The 16,634-nt window shown below is 54.6% G+C and carries 14 protein-coding genes; 9 read left to right on the forward strand and 5 right to left on the reverse strand.

The window, feature by feature from the left end; genetic code table 11:
- Positions 1-4: 4 nt before the first annotated feature.
- From J0X12_RS07070 to J0X12_RS07080, 3 genes are read right to left on the reverse strand one after another with little or no spacing between them, the layout of a single operon-like run.
- Complete coding sequence (locus J0X12_RS07070; RefSeq protein ID WP_207043612.1) at positions 5-493, reverse strand: GNAT family N-acetyltransferase; 489 nt, start codon at positions 491-493, stop codon at positions 5-7.
- Entirely contained in the window at positions 490-1,122 is a 633-nt protein-coding gene (locus tag J0X12_RS07075; protein ID WP_207043616.1) for a LysE family translocator, read from the reverse strand. The genes J0X12_RS07070 and J0X12_RS07075 overlap by 4 nt, the downstream gene beginning before the upstream one ends.
- A gap of 9 nt (positions 1,123-1,131) precedes the next feature.
- Positions 1,132-1,992: an alpha/beta hydrolase gene (locus J0X12_RS07080; RefSeq protein ID WP_207043618.1), complete on the reverse strand. Its 861-nt coding sequence runs from the start codon at positions 1,990-1,992 to the stop codon at positions 1,132-1,134.
- 143 nt (positions 1,993-2,135) lie between these two features.
- Here J0X12_RS07080 and J0X12_RS07085 point away from each other — a divergent pair, with 143 nt between their 5' ends.
- On the forward strand, positions 2,136-3,155 hold the full coding sequence (locus tag J0X12_RS07085; RefSeq protein ID WP_207043620.1) for a TAXI family TRAP transporter solute-binding subunit: 1,020 nt from the start codon (positions 2,136-2,138) through the stop codon (positions 3,153-3,155).
- 12 nt (positions 3,156-3,167) lie between these two features.
- Positions 3,168-4,982: a sensor histidine kinase gene (locus J0X12_RS07090; RefSeq protein ID WP_207043622.1), complete on the forward strand. Its 1,815-nt coding sequence runs from the start codon at positions 3,168-3,170 to the stop codon at positions 4,980-4,982.
- Here the strand turns inward: J0X12_RS07090 and J0X12_RS07095 are convergent.
- Positions 4,979-5,596 carry a LysE family translocator gene (locus J0X12_RS07095; protein WP_207043624.1) on the reverse strand — a complete coding sequence of 206 codons (618 nt, stop codon included), beginning with the start codon at positions 5,594-5,596 and terminating at the stop codon, positions 4,979-4,981. The genes J0X12_RS07090 and J0X12_RS07095 overlap by 4 nt on opposite strands.
- 134 nt (positions 5,597-5,730) lie before the next feature.
- Between J0X12_RS07095 and J0X12_RS07100 the strand changes: the two genes are divergently transcribed.
- Positions 5,731-7,116 (forward strand): aminotransferase-like domain-containing protein, encoded by a 1,386-nt coding sequence (locus J0X12_RS07100; protein WP_207043626.1) that lies wholly within the window; start codon positions 5,731-5,733, stop codon positions 7,114-7,116.
- A gap of 12 nt (positions 7,117-7,128) precedes the next feature.
- Here the strand turns inward: J0X12_RS07100 and J0X12_RS07105 are convergent, their stop codons facing one another.
- Complete coding sequence (locus J0X12_RS07105) at positions 7,129-7,521, reverse strand: YbaN family protein (RefSeq protein ID WP_207043628.1); 393 nt, start codon at positions 7,519-7,521, stop codon at positions 7,129-7,131.
- 460 nt (positions 7,522-7,981) lie between these two features.
- Here J0X12_RS07105 and J0X12_RS07110 point away from each other — a divergent pair, with 460 nt between their 5' ends.
- The 6 genes from J0X12_RS07110 to J0X12_RS07135 all read left to right on the forward strand — a co-directional run bounded on the left by J0X12_RS07110 (position 7,982) and on the right by J0X12_RS07135 (position 16,569).
- On the forward strand, positions 7,982-9,232 hold the full coding sequence (locus tag J0X12_RS07110) for a branched-chain amino acid ABC transporter substrate-binding protein (RefSeq protein ID WP_207043630.1): 1,251 nt from the start codon (positions 7,982-7,984) through the stop codon (positions 9,230-9,232).
- Between the two features lie 110 nt (positions 9,233-9,342).
- On the forward strand, positions 9,343-10,293 hold the full coding sequence (locus tag J0X12_RS07115; protein ID WP_207043632.1) for a branched-chain amino acid ABC transporter permease: 951 nt from the start codon (positions 9,343-9,345) through the stop codon (positions 10,291-10,293).
- On the forward strand, positions 10,290-11,588 hold the full coding sequence (locus J0X12_RS07120) for a branched-chain amino acid ABC transporter permease (RefSeq protein ID WP_207043634.1): 1,299 nt from the start codon (positions 10,290-10,292) through the stop codon (positions 11,586-11,588). Before J0X12_RS07115 ends, J0X12_RS07120 begins: the two co-directional genes overlap by 4 nt.
- Complete coding sequence (locus J0X12_RS07125; RefSeq protein WP_207044735.1) at positions 11,585-12,337, forward strand: ABC transporter ATP-binding protein; 753 nt, start codon at positions 11,585-11,587, stop codon at positions 12,335-12,337. Before J0X12_RS07120 ends, J0X12_RS07125 begins: the two co-directional genes overlap by 4 nt.
- Complete coding sequence (locus tag J0X12_RS07130) at positions 12,337-13,032, forward strand: ABC transporter ATP-binding protein (protein ID WP_207043636.1); 696 nt, start codon at positions 12,337-12,339, stop codon at positions 13,030-13,032. The genes J0X12_RS07125 and J0X12_RS07130 overlap by 1 nt, the downstream gene beginning before the upstream one ends.
- 48 nt (positions 13,033-13,080) lie before the next feature.
- The gene (locus tag J0X12_RS07135) at positions 13,081-16,569 is read left to right on the forward strand and encodes an indolepyruvate ferredoxin oxidoreductase family protein (protein WP_207043638.1); all 3,489 of its coding nucleotides are present in this window, start codon (positions 13,081-13,083) and stop codon (positions 16,567-16,569) included.
- The last annotated feature ends 65 nt before the right edge of the window (positions 16,570-16,634 follow it).

The raw sequence follows: 16,634 nt of genomic DNA on the forward strand, positions 1-16,634 counted from the left end.
AAAACTACCCTAGTCCCCCAAATGCATCCGCATAGATAACCAGCGCGACGGTCGCTTTTCCTGCATCCAGTTCCAGGGCCATAAAATAGTCGCCGGCGTATTCACACTCATACGGCGCGGCGGTCTCGACATTAAAGCCGAAGCGGGTGTAGTAGGCGGGATCACCAAGGACGAAGATCAGCGCTTCGCCGTCCACACTGGCGCGGGCGATGGCCTCCCGGATCAGGGCGCCGCCGATTTCCTCTCCCTGACGGGCGGGAGCGACGGAGACCGGCGCAAGGGCGAGGGATTCCGCCGGGGATTTGAGCCGCGAGAGCGCGATATGGCCGACGATTTCCCTCTTTGCCTCTGCCACCAGCGAGAGCCAGAGATCCCCGTCCCGCCGGAGCGCATCGACGAGAATGGCCTCGTCCTCCTGTCCAAAAGCGGCGGTGATGAGCGCGTGAATGGCGGGCCCATCTTCCCGTCGTTCGGGCCGGATGGCGATGCTCACGGGCTTAACGGATTGCGCGCGTCGCTTAGCAGCTTGCCGCCGATGGCGATAAAGCAGGCGCCGGCGGTCCGCTCGATCCAGTGGCGGGTCTTGGCGAAGCGGTTCATCACCGGTTTTGAGGACATGAACAGGCTGACGATCGTGTACCAGAGGAGGGAGCTGGCAAAGACGAGTGTGATCATCAGGAAGAGAAGCCAGCCTGGTGTCTCCGCCGTCACCGCCGTTGCGAACACGCTGGTGAACAGCACCACCGCCTTGGGGTTGGTGAGTGTGACCATAAAGCCGAAGAGGAGTGCGTTCCCGGCGGGCTTGCGGGGCGTTGCGGCGATCTCCGTTGCGTCGGGCTTCACAAACAGCAAGCGGATGCCAAGATAGATCAGGTATCCCGCGCCGGCGACCCGAACTGCCCAGGCAAGCCATTCATACTGTGTGAGAATGGCGGACAGGCCGAGGAGGCTGAGGCTCGCATACATCAACAGACCGAGCGAGACACCAAGGGTTGTCAGCAGGCCGCTTTTCGTGCCGCCGGTCATGGAGGAGCGGACAACGCCGATAAAGTCAGGCCCTGGCAGCATCAGTGCCGGAATAAAGATGCCGAAAACAGAAAGCAGGACGAATGTCGTGTCCATATCAGTCTCCTAAAGTCCCATCAAGCTGAGCTGGGCGCGGGTGAGGGGATCGTTGGCCTTGTGCAGACGATCCGTGATATCGAAATGATTGTCAGTGCCGAGCTCTAGATATTCACAAGGAAGGCCCGCTGTCCGGCATTTTTCGGCAAATTCCCTTGACTGCCGGTGAAAGGACGCGCTTTCCCCGCCGCCGACCGCGCAGATAACCGGGCATGTGGTCGTGAGGGGGAGATATTGCGGGCTATTGGCCGCGGCCTCTTCTGCGCTGAGACGGATATCCGCCTGTAACTCCGTGTGGCGATGCGGCTCGATATCAAAGAGGCCGCTCAACGGTGTGGCGCCCTTCAGGAGGGTGCTGGGCAGGTTCATGGCTTGCCAGTCTGTCGTCATCATCATGCCGGTGAGATGTCCGCCCGCTGAATGGCCGGAAAGGTAGATTTTGTCCGGATCGCCATTAAACTGCGCGATATTCGTATAAACCCAGGCGAGCGCCTCTCTTACCTGCTGGACAATATCCGTGATCGTGACAACGGGGCAGAGGTCGTAATTGGGAAGGACAACAGTGGCACCGGCGTTGACAAAGGGCTCCGCGATTTCGCTATAGGTGCGTTTGTCCTGCGCCCGCCAGTAGCCACCGTGGATAAACACAAAGACCGGCGCATCGGGAGAGGCAGCAGGAAAAACATCGACGCATTGCAATGCCGTATCGCCATAGGGAATATCATAATGGCCGGCCAGCCGATCGCGTGCTTCGGCACTCCGACGGGCGGCCTCATCAAAATAACGCTGCATATCCGGGACCGTATGGCGCGGCAGATACTCGATGTTCAACTCATCAATCTCGCGTGCTGTCAAACCTTCAAATGCCATGTCGAATCTTTGCCTTGATCTTATTTTATAATGTTTACCGCTCATTAATTCGTCGATGCTACCATTTGGGGAAATAGGCATATGACGTAAACGGATTGTGAAAATAAAGCACAAAACTCGAGGTAATTAAAGGACAGGGGACTATGCGGTTCAATTTTGCACGTGTTGTTGTCACGTGCGTGATATTGTTTGGGACCAGTTTTCCGGCAATGGCGGAAGAGATGACCCTGTTCCGGATCGGGACCGGGGGAGTCGGCGGGACCTATTACCCCATCGGCAAGGCAATGGCCCGGACAATCTCAAATCCTTTAAATAAGACGGATTGCACACCGGACCCCTGTGGTGTGCCGTATCTTCTGGCCGTCGCCCAAACAGCGAATGGATCCGTTTCGAACATCGAAGACATCCAGACCGGAAAAATTGAAAGCGGTCTGTCGCAGTCCGATATCGCTTACTGGGCCCAGTCAGGCACCGGAATTTTCAGGGACCGCGGGCCGTTTCAGGATATCGCCGCAATCGCCAGCCTGTATCAGGAGGATATCCATCTTGTAGCCAGAAAGGGCTCTGGGATCGAGAGCGTCAGTGACCTGCGGGGACGGCGCGTATCTCTTGACGATCCGGGCTCTGGGACACTGGTTGACGCACGGGTGATCCTTGACGCATTTGGTGTCCGGGAGAGCGAATTTGAGGCGCAGTATGTCAAGGCCGCCGATGCCATCAAGAAAATGCGGGCAGGGGAACTGGATGCCTTTTTTCTCGTTGCAGGCAGCCCGTCAAAAGCAATCACGGAACTCAGTGATGAAAACCTGATAACACTGGTGCCGATTGACGGACCGGTTGCGACGATGCTGACACGTGAAAACACTTTCTTCTCGACCACGGTGATTCCGTCCGACAGTTATCATGGTATCGATGCTGTGCGCACTCTGGGAGTTTCCGCGCTCTGGATCGTCAACAAGAAACAAAGTGAAGACGAGGTTTATGAAATCACCAAAAGATTCTGGCGGAACCTGCCGGAAATCCAAAAAATGAACCTTCATCCAAAATTATCCAAAATTTCTCTTAATTCCGCATTTGCCTCTATGAGTGTTCCGTTACACCCGGGCGCCCTGAAATTCTATCGTGAAATTCGGGATGCGGTCGCAAATGCAGATTCCAACTAAGGGCAACTGGAAATGTTAGCTCGCTTAAAATCACAATTAACTGAAAAAATAAATTTCAAAAGCCTGCTTAAGCGGCAGAACAGCTATGTGATTGCGATCCTGGCGCTGACTCTGTTCGTAATCGGTACAATCCGTTATGTGCAAGAGACGCTTTCCAATATCGAAGAGTCGATTCCCCTTCAGGTTATCGAGGATTCGCAGGCAATGGCGTCCATCCTTTTCGATATTGAGGAAATCGTTCAGATTGTGACCGTCGCGAAACTTGCGGACGCGGAAGAGCGCGAGAAAAATATTGCGACTGTTCAGAAAAAACTGCTCGAAGTGAGCATTGTTCTTGAGCAAAAGCGTGTCAAATACGGGTTTGATAACCTCATTGGAACAGCGGCCATTTACGGCGTCTTGCGTCCCGCATTATTTGATCTTGAAGGATGGTTGCAAAATGGGATTGGCGGGTTGCCGCCAAGTTCCGATATCGTCCTGACTGCTGCATTGGACAGAGGCCGCACCGCCTTGGCAAAAGCGGATAGTCTGCATGCGCACTCTAATAGTGCCGCCGTTGATCTTCTTCGGATACAGGCCGATAAGATAAATGTTTTCCGTGATGCCGTCCTGTTGGTGTTAATCGGTCTCGCTGGCCTTGCCGCCGTGTTGATCTACTACATCTATAGTCGTAGGGCATCAGCTGTTGCGCTGGAACAGAGTGAACTCAAGCACAGAAGAATATTTGAAAACGCCACCGAAGGTATTTTTCAGGCCTTTGGCGACGGGAAACTCTTGGATGCCAATCCTGCGCTGGCCTTCTTCCTTGGCTACAGTTCGGCCGAGGAAATGAAACAAGCCGTATCAACTTTGCAGGACGATGTGTATCTCGATCCGGAAATTGCCCGCAAACATTATATGCTGATCTGCAAACGGCAGTATCTAATTGATGAAATCTATGAGTGGCGACGCAAGGACGGGTCCCTAACCTGGGGCGCGATTAACGCTCATGGCGTTTTTGACGATAATGGTAAACTGCTCTACCTTGAAGGCACGCTGACGGATATGAACGACCGCGTGCGTGCAGAAATCAACCTGCGCAAGGCAAAGGAAATGGCGGAGCTTGCGAACCGAGCCAAGTCGGAATTCCTTGCCAATATGAGCCACGAACTACGGACACCGTTGAATGCCATCATCGGGTTTTCAGAACTCTTGACATCAGAGGCCTTTGGGCAACTCGGACATCCCAACTACAAGGAATATGCAGTCGATATTCATGGGGCGGGGCGGCATCTTCTCGGCCTGATCAATGACGTGCTGGATGTTGCCAAGATCGAGGCGGGCCAGTTGCAGCTATCAGAGCGGAAAATTGATCTCGCAGCAGTGATACAGTCCTGCTTCCGCATGCTATCGGTCCGGGCCGCGGAAGCCGGGGTCAGCCTGCAGACAGAACTTCCCAAGAATCTGCCGGTGTTTATCGGGGACGAAACCCGGATCAAGCAAATACTTGCAAATCTTGTCTCTAACGCCGTCAAATTCACAAACCAGGACGGCAAGGTGACTGTTGCAGTTGAAATTCGCCAGGACAACGGACTCAATCTACGGATTGAAGATACCGGCATCGGGATTGAGGAAAAAGATCTGCCACGGGTGCTGGACCGGTTTGGCCAGGTACAGACAAACTATGCCCGTAACAACGATGGAACCGGCCTGGGCCTGACCCTTGTCCAGATGTTGGTCGAGGTTCACGGTGGCCGCTTTACCCTGGAAAGTGAGGTCGGGGTTGGCACGGTGTGCACGGTTATTTTTCCGCCCGAACGGACGCTGCGCCTCGCAGAAGCAGTTTAAGCCGGCAGAGAGGCGAGCAAGGGCTGTAGAACATCCGCCTGAAACAAGGCAAGGCCGACGGCTACCACCATCAGCAGGGCCAGCGCAACGTTGATTGCCCGTAAAATTTGATGCGATGTAACCAGTCGCCGCAGCAAATTGCCGCCATAGCACCAGAGCGAATTGAACGGCAGGCTGACCACTAGAAATATCAGGATGATAGTCAGGACCTGGGTCGTGTAACTCTCCCCGGGCGAGATAAACTGCGAATAGGCTGCGACAACCGTTACCCATGCCTTCGGGTTGAGCGGATGCAGGATCAGGCCGGCAAGATAGCCCGGCCGGTCTGAACTCTCCGTCATTGTCGGATTTGCCGTTGCCACCCGATAGGCGAGATACAGAATGTAGAAAAGCGATGCGCCGAGGAAGACAAGCTGTAAGACGGGGGAGGTCGTAAACAACGTGCCGAGCCCCAGCGCAGTCGCCATGCAGACAAGCAAAAATCCCGATATGCTGCCGATCAGGAAGGGAAACGACCGTCGGTAACCAAAATTGGCTCCGGAGGCCATCAGAAGCATATTCACAGGACCCGGTGACCCCACCATCGAAATGGCGAACAGCGTAACCAAAGCCATTTTTCCGTAGTCCATCGTGAGTACCTTGCGAGCTGCGAACAGAATAGTAAGACAATTTACATTGTCTCAATATTGTTATATTAATATCTTCGTCAAATGCTATATTGTCTCAATGACAATTTAACGGAGCCTGGATGAAGAAATTCGAGGAAATTGTTGCCCTGTTTGTGCAAAAGATCAAGGAAGGGGAGTACCAGCCCGGTGACCGGCTACCCACCCATCGGGATCTTGCCTATGACTATGGCTGCTCCATCGGAACCGCCAGCCGGGCCTATGCCGAACTGGAAAGGCGTGGGATCTGCTATGGGCGGATCGGGCAGGGAACCTTTGTCTATGGGACATCGCGTGACGAGGCGGCGGTCGGCAAGGGTGCCATATTTCCGGAGGAAAGCTGGAGTGAGGGCCAGCGCGGTCTGACCGACCTGTCAAAGAACAGCTATTTCCATAAAGACACGGAAAGCCGGTTGAAGGACGCGGCGCAACGCCTTTTTCGGCGGAATGAGCCGGGCACGTATTTTTCCTATTCGGATAGCCGCGGGCGATTGCGCGACCGGGAAGTGGCCGGCGCCTGGCTGTCTACCCTGGTTGAATTCGTTGAATTTGAGAATATCATCATTACACAAGGCGCCCAGTCGGGCCTTTATCTGGCGATGGCAACCCTTGCGAATGCCGGAGAGACAGTGGTGACGGAGGCCCTCGGGTATCCCGGTATCCGCGCGGCGGCGTATGAACAGGACCTGCGCCTCGCGCCGCTGGCGATGGATTCGGAAGGCATCATTCCGGACGCCTTTGCCGACATTTGCCGGCGCGGCAATGTGAAAATGCTGGTGACTGTACCGACCAACCATAATCCGACAGGGGCAACGCAGCCGCTATCCCGGCGGCGGCAGATAATCGAGATTGCACGTCGCCATGGCGTTACCATTGTTGAGGATGGGGTCTATGCCCCGTTGCAAAACTGGGGAATTCCATCCTATCGCGACCTCGCGCCGGATATTTCTGTCTTCCTGACCACCATGTCAAAAGTAATGAGCCCGGCGCTTCGACTGGGTTACATGATCGCGCCCGACAATCTGGTGCCGCGCCTGGCGACGAAAATGACAACCATGAACTGGATGACGTCACCCCTGATTCTGGATATGGCTAATTTCCTTCTTCAGTCCGGCCAGGTTGCCGAACAGGGACGGCGCCTGGTTGAAATCTGTCACAGCCGCGAAAAACTGGCGCATGACATTTTGGACCGGTGGCTTGACCGGCCGCTTTCCCCGCCTCACTCGCCGCTATCCCATATTTGGGTCAGGCTGCCGGAAGCCCAATCGATGTCTGGCTTTGTTTCATGCGCAAGAAGAGAGAATATCGTCGTCGTGGCAGGCGACAGCTTCGCCGTGAACCGGTCAGTCGACGTAAATCATGTGCGGGTTTGCCTGATGGCTGAACCGCGCGAGGATAGGCTGGTAAAGGCGCTGGAACGTCTGGCGACATTGCTGTCGCATGAAAACTCCCCGGTCATGATGGTCTGAGTATAGGGATCCTTAAGGGGTCTCTTTTTCCCGCGGACGGCTGGGTCGGGACAGGATGAATCCGGCGCCGATCCCCATCAGGAGTATCATTGCGCCCAAAGCATACCATGGCGTACTGGAATATATAATGACGAGTGTCGCACTGATCGCCATGGTCGCCAGCGCGACAATTTTGGCGCGAAGCGGTATCACTCCGTATTTCGACCAGTCTTGCAGGGGTGGCCCAAATATCCGGTGATTATAGAGCCAGTCATGAAATCGCTCGGAGCTTTGCGAGAAGGCCCAAAGGGAGATCAACAGGAAGGGAGTTGTCGGCAGAACAGGCAGGAAAATTCCGATTCCGCCAATAAAAACGAAAAGCCAGCCTATCAGCAACAGGACAATTTTCTTCGTATGGGCTGTCATCCGATAGGCTTTCTTTCCAGAATCGTTTTATCTTAGTGTGTTCATACACATTTTTTCAGAGAATATAGCTGAAATAATGACTGGCAGATTAAAAATTCACGTTAAGACTGAACTGAGGATTATTCACTGAATCCTTGAAATATTTAATCCTATTCAGTTGCCTAACGCGTATACTTCACTCGGTAAACCCATTAAAACCACTATATATTTGGTTTAGATAATATTTAACTGGTTCCCCTTCATTGCGCGCAAGCGAGGGTTGAGAGATCGGCAGGCACTATTTCGATTGGGCGGTAAATTCCAATTTTTTCGTTGATCTTACAGACAATCTAAGCTTTCATAACAAGCGAAAGAAGGCATTAAGCCGCACTTTTGGCGCTACTACGCGCAATATAAATAATAAAAAAAGGAACGTGGTGGCGACGTAACATATAGCTCAATTTAGTTCTGGGAGGATAAATTGAAACTCAAAACCACGATACTTATAAGTGCGGCGGTTGCTGCGCTGACAGCGTTTACTGCGCAAGCCGCAGATACCATCAAAATTGCATTTATTGATCCATTGTCCGGTCCATTTGCCGCGACAGGAACCAGCGGTTTCAAACAGGCGCAGTTTGCGGCAGATATGCTGGTCAACCAAAAGGGCGGTGTCATTGACGGCAAGATGTTCGAGATTGTCGGCTTCGACAACAAGATCAGCCCGAAAGAAAGCCTGGTTCAATTGAAACGGGCGATTGGTGAAGGCATTCACTACATTATGCAGGGTAACAGCTCGGGCGTCGCAAATGCCCTGACCGATGCCGTGAAAAAGCATAACGACCGGAATCCGGATGACCTTGTTCTGTTCATGAACTATTCGGCCGTCGACCCGGCTTTGACAAACGAAAAATGCAACTTCTGGCATTTCCGCTTTGACGCCAACGCGAATATCAAGATGAATGCGTTGACGGACGTGATCGCCGCAGATGACTCGATCAAGAAGGTCTATATCATCGGGCAGGACTATTCCTTCGGTAAAGCTGTTGCCGCTGGTGCCGTGAAATATCTTGGCGAAAAGCGTCCGGATATAGAAATTGTCGGCAATGAACTCCACCCGATCGGCAAGGTGAAGGATTTCACACCTTACGCGACAAAGATTCGGGCGTCGGAAGCTGATGCCATTATTACCGGTAACTGGGGCGCGGATATGGTCGGTCTTGCCAAGGCAATTGGCGATGCGGGCATTGAGTCCCCCGTTTACACCTACTACGCGGCAAATGATGGTATTACAAAAACCATCGGCGCATCGGGTAAGGACAAGATTCGGCTGGTTCATGAAGGCCGTGTAAACCCACCGCCGACGGATGAATACAAGGCCTACCACATGGCCTTTAAAGAGAAGTATCCGGAAGCTGATATTTCCCAGTTCCGTATTGCGAACGCGCTGGTCATGCTGGCCAATGCGATGAACCAGACCAAAAGCACCGATCCGGCGAAAGTCGCGATGGCTCTGGAAGGCATGGAGTATACGACTATCCAGGGTGACAAGGTTGTCATGCGAGCTGAAGATCATCAGTTGATGCAGCCGATCAGCATCTCCGTTCACACGGACGAGAATATCATACTGGATGCGGATAATTCAGGTTATGGCCTGGTGACCGAAAAGACAATTTCGGCGGCGGATGCGGATATTCCGCCAAGTGGTTGCAACATGGAACGTCCAGCCAGCTAGGCGACATTCTGAACGAAATACTGGCCGGGCATTTGTCCGGCCAGATAGTTTCGAGCCGGATTACATCTGGCCAACAACCAAAATTCACTGTGTAAAAAGAGATTCAGCCGATGCTCGAATTGATCTTCTTTTCCCTGTTGAACGGCGTGGTTACAGGACTGTTGCTGTTCATGCTGGCAAGCGGACTCACGCTTATTTTCTCGATGATGGGTGTGCTTAACTTCGCTCATGCCAGCTTTTATATGCTGGGTGCCTATTTCGCCTATACCATCAGTATCTATCTTGGATTCTGGGTCGGCTTGATTGTGGCGCCCATTCTGGTTGGCCTGTTGGGGGCGGTGGTAGAGCGATATGGTCTTCGCTACGTTCATCGCTGGGGCCATGTGGCGGAGCTTATCTTCACCTTTGGTCTGGCCTTCCTGATTGAGGAAGTGGTGCAGTTCATTTGGGGCAAGGACACCAAGGCCTATCATGAGCCTGAAATCCTGCAATTTCCGCTCTTCACCTTTTTCGGGCAGAATTTTCCGGCCTACAAAGCGTTCATGCTGGTGATTTCGATTGGTATCTTCATCCTGTTGCTTTTGATCCTGACCCGGTCACGTGTCGGATTGATTATTCAGGCGGCTATTCACAAGCCGAACATGACGGCCATGTTGGGCCATAACGTGCCGTTGGTCTTTATGGGCGTGTTCGGTGTTGGCTGTGCGCTGGCCGGGCTGGCCGGGGTTATAGCCGGGCCGGCCCTCGGGACTTTTCCCGGTATGGCATTCGTCCTTGGCAGCATTGTCTTTGTGATCGTCGTTGTCGGCGGATTGGGATCCTTGACGGGCGCTTTCGTCGCCTCCCTTCTTATCGGGCTATTGCAGACTTTCGCGATCGCCCTTGATTACTCGGTCAATGACCTGCTCCAGCTCTTTAACATCTCGTTCGATGCGGATAGTGCTCTCCGCGACCTCTGGACGCTGTCGCTTCCGCAGATCGCGCCGATTTTGCCCTATCTGTTGTTGATCCTGATCCTTATTTTCCGCCCGACGGGCCTGTTCGGGAATCGTGAAACATGAGTGAAATTTCCAAAACTGCATCGCCGGCAACGGCCCGGCCCCTGATGAAAACCCTTTTGCCCTGGATTGGCTTTTTTATCCTGCTTCTGGCGTTGCCGAATATTTTCTCGTCAAACGTCGGGCTTTATACGATGAACCTGATGGGTATCTTCGTCATCTTCGCCCTGTCTTATAATATGCTGCTTGGACAGGGTGGCATGCTGTCCTTTGGCCATGCTGTCTATTTTGGTCTGGGCGGGTTCATGTCCGTTCATTTCATGAATTATATCGAGGACGGAGATTTCACCTTCCCGATGTATCTGATCCCGATATTCGGCGGATTGATCGGCTTGGTCTTCGGGATCATCATCGGCAGCTTCTCGACCCGACGGGCCGGGACGGTCTTTGCGATGATCTCCCTCGGCGTCGGGGAATTGATGGCGGCCAGCTCCCTTATCTTCGTTGCCTTTTTCGGCGGCGAGGAAGGGGTGAGCGGGGACCGCACCACCGGACCCGACCTGATGGGGATCAATTTCGGGCAGGATATCCATATTTATTACCTGATTGCCGGCTGGGTCTTCGTAACCGTCGCCCTGATGTATCTGTTCTCGCGCACGCCGGCCGGGCGGATGGCCAACGCGGTTCGCGACAATGCGGAGCGGGCGGAATTTGTCGGCTACAGCCAACGCAAAGTGCGTTTCGTCTCCTTCTGCGCCTCCGGCTTTTTCGCGGGGATTGCGGGCGGATTGTTTGCACTGAATTTTGAAATCGTGACAGAAGAGAACCTGAATGCCCTGACATCGGGCACGGTATTGCTGATGGCCTATATTGGCGGCGTCGGGTTCTTCATCGGTCCGATTGTCGGCGCGGTAATCTTTACACTCCTGCAAAGCATCCTCAGCAATTATACCGATATCTGGCAGCTCTATGTCGGTATTTTGTTTGTTCTGACGGTCATGTACGTGCCGCAGGGGTTGACCGGAATTTTCATGATGCATACGGCAGCGTGGCGGATGAGGCGGGTAGGCTCCCTCATATTGCCGTATCTGCGCGCCGGCGTTCCGGCACTTGCCATGCTGACGGGCATTGCCGCCTTTCTGGAGACCATCCATCATATGCGCAGCTCTGTTGAGGGGGAAACAGCGATGAGCATGATGGGTGTCGATTTTGACAGCCACAGCTTCGTCGCCTGGATCGTCATTCTGGCCCTGGTCGTCGTTGGAGGGTATCTCACCCGTAGCCAGCTGCCACAGCTTAAGGAAGCCTGGGAGATGGCGAACAAACCGCCGGCCCAGAGGGAAGGAGCCGGATCATGACAGCCGCCATTGAACTTCAGGACCTGCGCAAAAGCTTCGGTCCGACGGAAATTATCCGCGGTGTCAACCTGTCGATTGCCGACGGGGAACGACATGCGATTATTGGCCCCAATGGCGCCGGAAAATCCACGCTGTTTCACCTGATCAGTGGCCGGTATAATGTCAGCGGTGGAACGGTCAGCCTGCATGGGGAGAACATCAGCAACCTGCCGCCTTACGAGATTTACCGCAAAGGTCTGTCCCGCAGCTTTCAGGTCACCAATATTTTTCCGAACATGAGCGTGTTCGAGAATGTCCGCTGTGGCCTGATGTGGGTCCATGACTATAAATATTCCTTCTGGCACCTCATTGACCGGCAAAAAGAGCTTAACGAGAGAACGGCGGAGGTCATTGAGGAAATTGGCCTGACATCCCGCCAGCATATTCCGGCGGGTGTCTTGACCTATGCGGAGCAACGGGCACTGGAGATTGGCATCGCGGCCGCAGGCGGTGCCGATGTCATCATGCTCGATGAGCCGACAGCGGGAATGAGCCATAGCGAGACCGACCAGGCAATCGCGCTGATCCGAAAGATAACGGAAGGAAGAACACTGGTCATGGTGGAACATGATATGGGCGTTGTCTTCGATCTCGCGGACCGGATTTCCGTTCTGGTTTATGGAGAAATCATAGCCAGTGACACGCCGGAGAATATCCGGAATTCCAAGGCAGTCCAGGAAGCCTATCTCGGCGCGGAGGCAGAAGAGTGATGCTAGAAGTAACAGATTTACATGCCTTCTATGGGAAGAGCCATATTCTGCAGGGCGTGAACTTCCATGTCGGAGAGGGGGAGATCGTCTCGCTTCTTGGCCGGAATGGCGTTGGCCGCTCGACCACTATCAAGGCGATTATGGGCGAAGTGCCGCCGCACGGGTCCATCAAGTTCCGCGGGGAGGAGATATCCGGATTGAAGGAGCATGAGATCGCCCATCGCGGCCTTGGCTATGTCCCCGAAAACCGGGATGTCTTTCCGGGAATGACAGTGCGCCAGAACCTGATCATGGGCATCAAGGACATGAAGAAGCAGGGACGTTGGGCGATGGAGGATATGTTCAAGATGTTCCCGAATCTGCGGGAACGTGCTGACGTCGATGCGGGGGTGCTCTCCGGCGGGGAGCAACAGATGCTGACCATGTGCCGGACGTTGATGGGGGACCCGGATCTGGTGATGATCGATGAGCCAACGGAAGGCCTGGCCCCCAAGATTGTGGCGCAGGTAGGGGATTTACTCAGCGAAATTGCCAAGCGCGGCGTCTCCATCCTTCTTGTGGAGCAAAAACTCGCCATTGCATTACGCATATCTCACCGCTTGTATGTCATGGGCCATGGGCATATGGTATATGAAGGAACCCCGGATGAGTTGAAAGCCAACGAACAGATCCGCAAGGAGTGGCTGGAAGTCTAGGCGGCTCCATCTGACAAAATGATCCCGGGGCGCGGGAGAACAAGAAAAATGAGTGAAGCGGCAAAAATCAGTCTTGATGACAAATATGAGCTTGAAACCGGGCAGGTCTTTATCACCGGCACGCAGGCGCTTGTACGCATCCCGATCATGCAGCGTCAGCGCGATGCAGCTGCGGGACTGAAGACGGGCGGATTTATCTCCGGCTATCGCGGCTCGCCACTTGGGCTTTATGATCAGAGTCTCTGGAAAGCCAAGCCCTTTCTTAAAAACAACGACATTCATTTTCAGCCGGGGGTGAACGAGGATCTGGCGGCGACCAGCATCTGGGGCACGCAGCAGCTTCCCATGTTCGGCAAGACCGATTTCGATGGCGTGTTCGGCATCTGGTACGGCAAGGGGCCGGGCGTTGACCGTTCCGGTGACGTCTTCAAGCATGGCAATATGGCCGGTACATCGGAACATGGCGGTGTCCTTGTCCTGATGGGCGATGACCATATGGCAAAATCATCGACGGTGGCGCATCAGAGTGAACAGGCGCTGGTCTCGGCGATGATTCCCGTTCTCAATCCCGCAACGGTTCAGGAATATCTCGATTACGGGCTTTATGGTATCGCCCTCTCACGCTATAGCGGCGCCTGGGTTGGCATGAAATGCCTTACCGATACGGTTGAAAGTTCAGCGACGGCCTATGTCGGACCGGATCGGGTAGACATTGTCATTCCCGATGATATCGATCCGCCGGCCGACGGCGTTCATATCCGCTGGCCCGATAACTCCCTCGCGCAGGAAACGCGGCTGATGCGGCATAAGATCCCATTGGTCAAGGCCTTCGTTCGCGCCAACAAGCTCGACCGGATAACCCATGATTCGACGGAGCGGCGGTTTGGTATTGTCACAACGGGCAAATCCTGGCTGGACGTGGAACAGGCGCTTGGGGACCTCGGAATCCATGAGAAGGAAATCGAGGAAATTGGGCTGTCGGTTTACAAGGTCGCCTGTCCATGGCCGTTAGAGCCTGAAGGGCTGGTTGAATTTGCCGTTGGGCTCGATGAAATTCTCGTCGTTGAGGAAAAGCGCAGCCTGATCGAGGATCAGATCGCGAAAATCCTCTATGGCATGGAAATGCACCCGATGCTCGTTGGTAAAGAGGATGAGGAAGGGGAGATGTTGCTCCCGTCCGATGGGGAACTGACGCCGGCTCTTGTCGCGCGGGCGATTGCTTCCCGCCTGAAACTTCGCGATCTGTCTGAAAGTGTGATGGAAGGGATCAGCGTGGCCGAGGCGCGCGAAAGTGGCAATGCCATGCCCGCTGCTCCAGTCACACGCTCGCCGTGGTTCTGCTCGGGATGTCCGCATAACTCCTCCACCAATGTACCGGAAGGAAGCCGGGCCATGGCCGGGATCGGCTGCCATACGATGGCGGTCTATATGCCGAACCGGCGCACCGAAACCTATACCCACATGGGCGCGGAGGGGGCGAACTGGATTGGCCAGGCTCCCTTTACCAACGAGAAACATATCTTCCAGAATCTGGGTGACGGTACCTACTATCACTCCGGCTTGCTGGCAATCCGGGCTGCCTGCGCGGCAGATGTGAATATCACCTACAAGATCCTGTTCAATGATGCTGTCGCCATGACGGGCGGCCAGCCGTTTGACGGGCCACTCTCGCCCTGGCTGATCAGTCAGCAGGTGCATGCCGAGGGTGTGAAGAAGATCGTCGTCGTGACGGACGAGCCCGATAAATACGCTAGCGATACGAAATGGGCGCCGGGTGTGAAGATTTTCCACCGTGACGACCTGGATAAGGTCCAGCGGGACTTACGGGAAGTTGAGGGTGTGTCGGCCCTGATCTACGACCAGACATGTGCCGCCGAGAAACGCCGCCGGCGCAAGCGGGGCGCGTTCCCCGATCCGGCGAAGCGCGCTTTCATCAATGAGCTGGTCTGCGAAGGCTGTGGTGATTGCGGCGTTGTCTCAAACTGCGTTTCCGTGAAACCGCTGGAGACTGAATTCGGGCGGAAGCGCGTGATTGACCAGTCCAGTTGTAACAAGGATTTTTCCTGCGTGAAGGGTTTCTGCCCGAGCTTTGTCACCGTCGAGGGCGGCGGACTTAAAAAGCCGGAGAAGCGGGAAGTCTCCTCAAGCGATATCGATATCATGAACCCGGCGGCAGGGCTGCCGGAACCCGCGGCCCCAGCCATTAACGGCACCTATAATATTCTGGTGACAGGCATTGGCGGTACAGGGGTGATCACTGTTGGTGCACTGCTTGGGATGGCGGCGCATGTGGAAGGGAAGGGAGCTTCGATCCTCGACCAGACGGGCCTCGCGCAGAAGAACGGCGCGGTGATGAGCCATGTGCGCATCGCGAACTCCGCGTCCGAGCTTGCCGGTACCCGTATCCCGAGCCGCCAGACCGACGTGGTTGTCGGCTGCGATCTTGTGGTCGCCGCGAGCCAGGACGCGTTACAGACGTACGATCTTGGCCGGACCAAGGCGATTATCAATGATTATGTCGTCCCTGTTGCAGCATTCACCCTGACACCGGACCTCGCCATGGACCGGGATACGTTGACCGATCTGCTGAGCCAGAGCCTTGGGCGGGAGCAGGCTGACTTTATCGACAGCACGACACTCGCGACCGCGCTGATGGGGGATTCCATCGCGGCGAACCTGTTTCTGTTGGGGTACGCCTTTCAGCAGGGCACCATTCCGCTGTCGCTCAAATCCATTGAGACGGCGATAGAGCTTAACGGCATCGCGGTTGACGCCAACAAGCGAAGCTTCGCCTGGGGCCGAAAGGCCGCCGCCAGCCGAAAAGAGGTCGAGAAAATCGCCTTGCCGGAATCCTCGGCAGACGTTATCGAGATTGAGACGCTGGACAGCATGATTGAAAAGCGCAGTGATTTTCTGAAAGGCTATCAGAATAGCCGCTATGCCAAACGCTATCTGAAGCTGATCGAGACGGTCGGCAAGGCGGAGGCGGCAGTTCAGCCCGGCTCCACGATGTTGACCGAGGCTGTTGCGCGGTATTACTTCAAGCTGATGGCCTATAAGGATGAGTATGAGGTTGCGCGGCTCTATACGGATGGCAGCTTTACCAAAAAGCTGAATGACCAGTTTGAGGGGGACTTCAAGCTCAAGTTCCATCTGGCCCCGCCGATTTTCGCGAAGAAAAATCCTGAAAACGGCCATCTCATCAAGCAGGAGTTTGGCCCATGGATGATGAAGGCTTTCGGCCTGCTGGCTAAGTTCAAGGGGTTGCGCGGGACCCCGCTTGATCCTTTCGGCAAGACCGAGGAACGTAAAACGGAGCGCGCGCTGATCACGGAATATGCCGACACGATGACCGAAATCGCCGCGAAGCTCACCAAGGACAATCTTGCGCTTGCCGTCGAGATTGCGTCTGTGCCGGAGCATATTCGCGGCTTTGGCCATGTGAAGGAGCAGCATCTGAAAACCGCGAAAGCCGAGCGGGAAAGCCTGCTCGATCGCTTTGAAAAAGGGGATGTGGAAACCCTCGCCGCGGAATAAGGGTTTAGGAATTAGTCCTGCCTGCTGTAAAAGCCGGGCAGGACTATTAGTACAACAACAGGGTA

The organism is Sneathiella sedimenti, assembly GCF_017313765.1.
Classification (GTDB): Bacteria; Pseudomonadota; Alphaproteobacteria; order Sneathiellales; family Sneathiellaceae; genus Sneathiella; species Sneathiella sedimenti.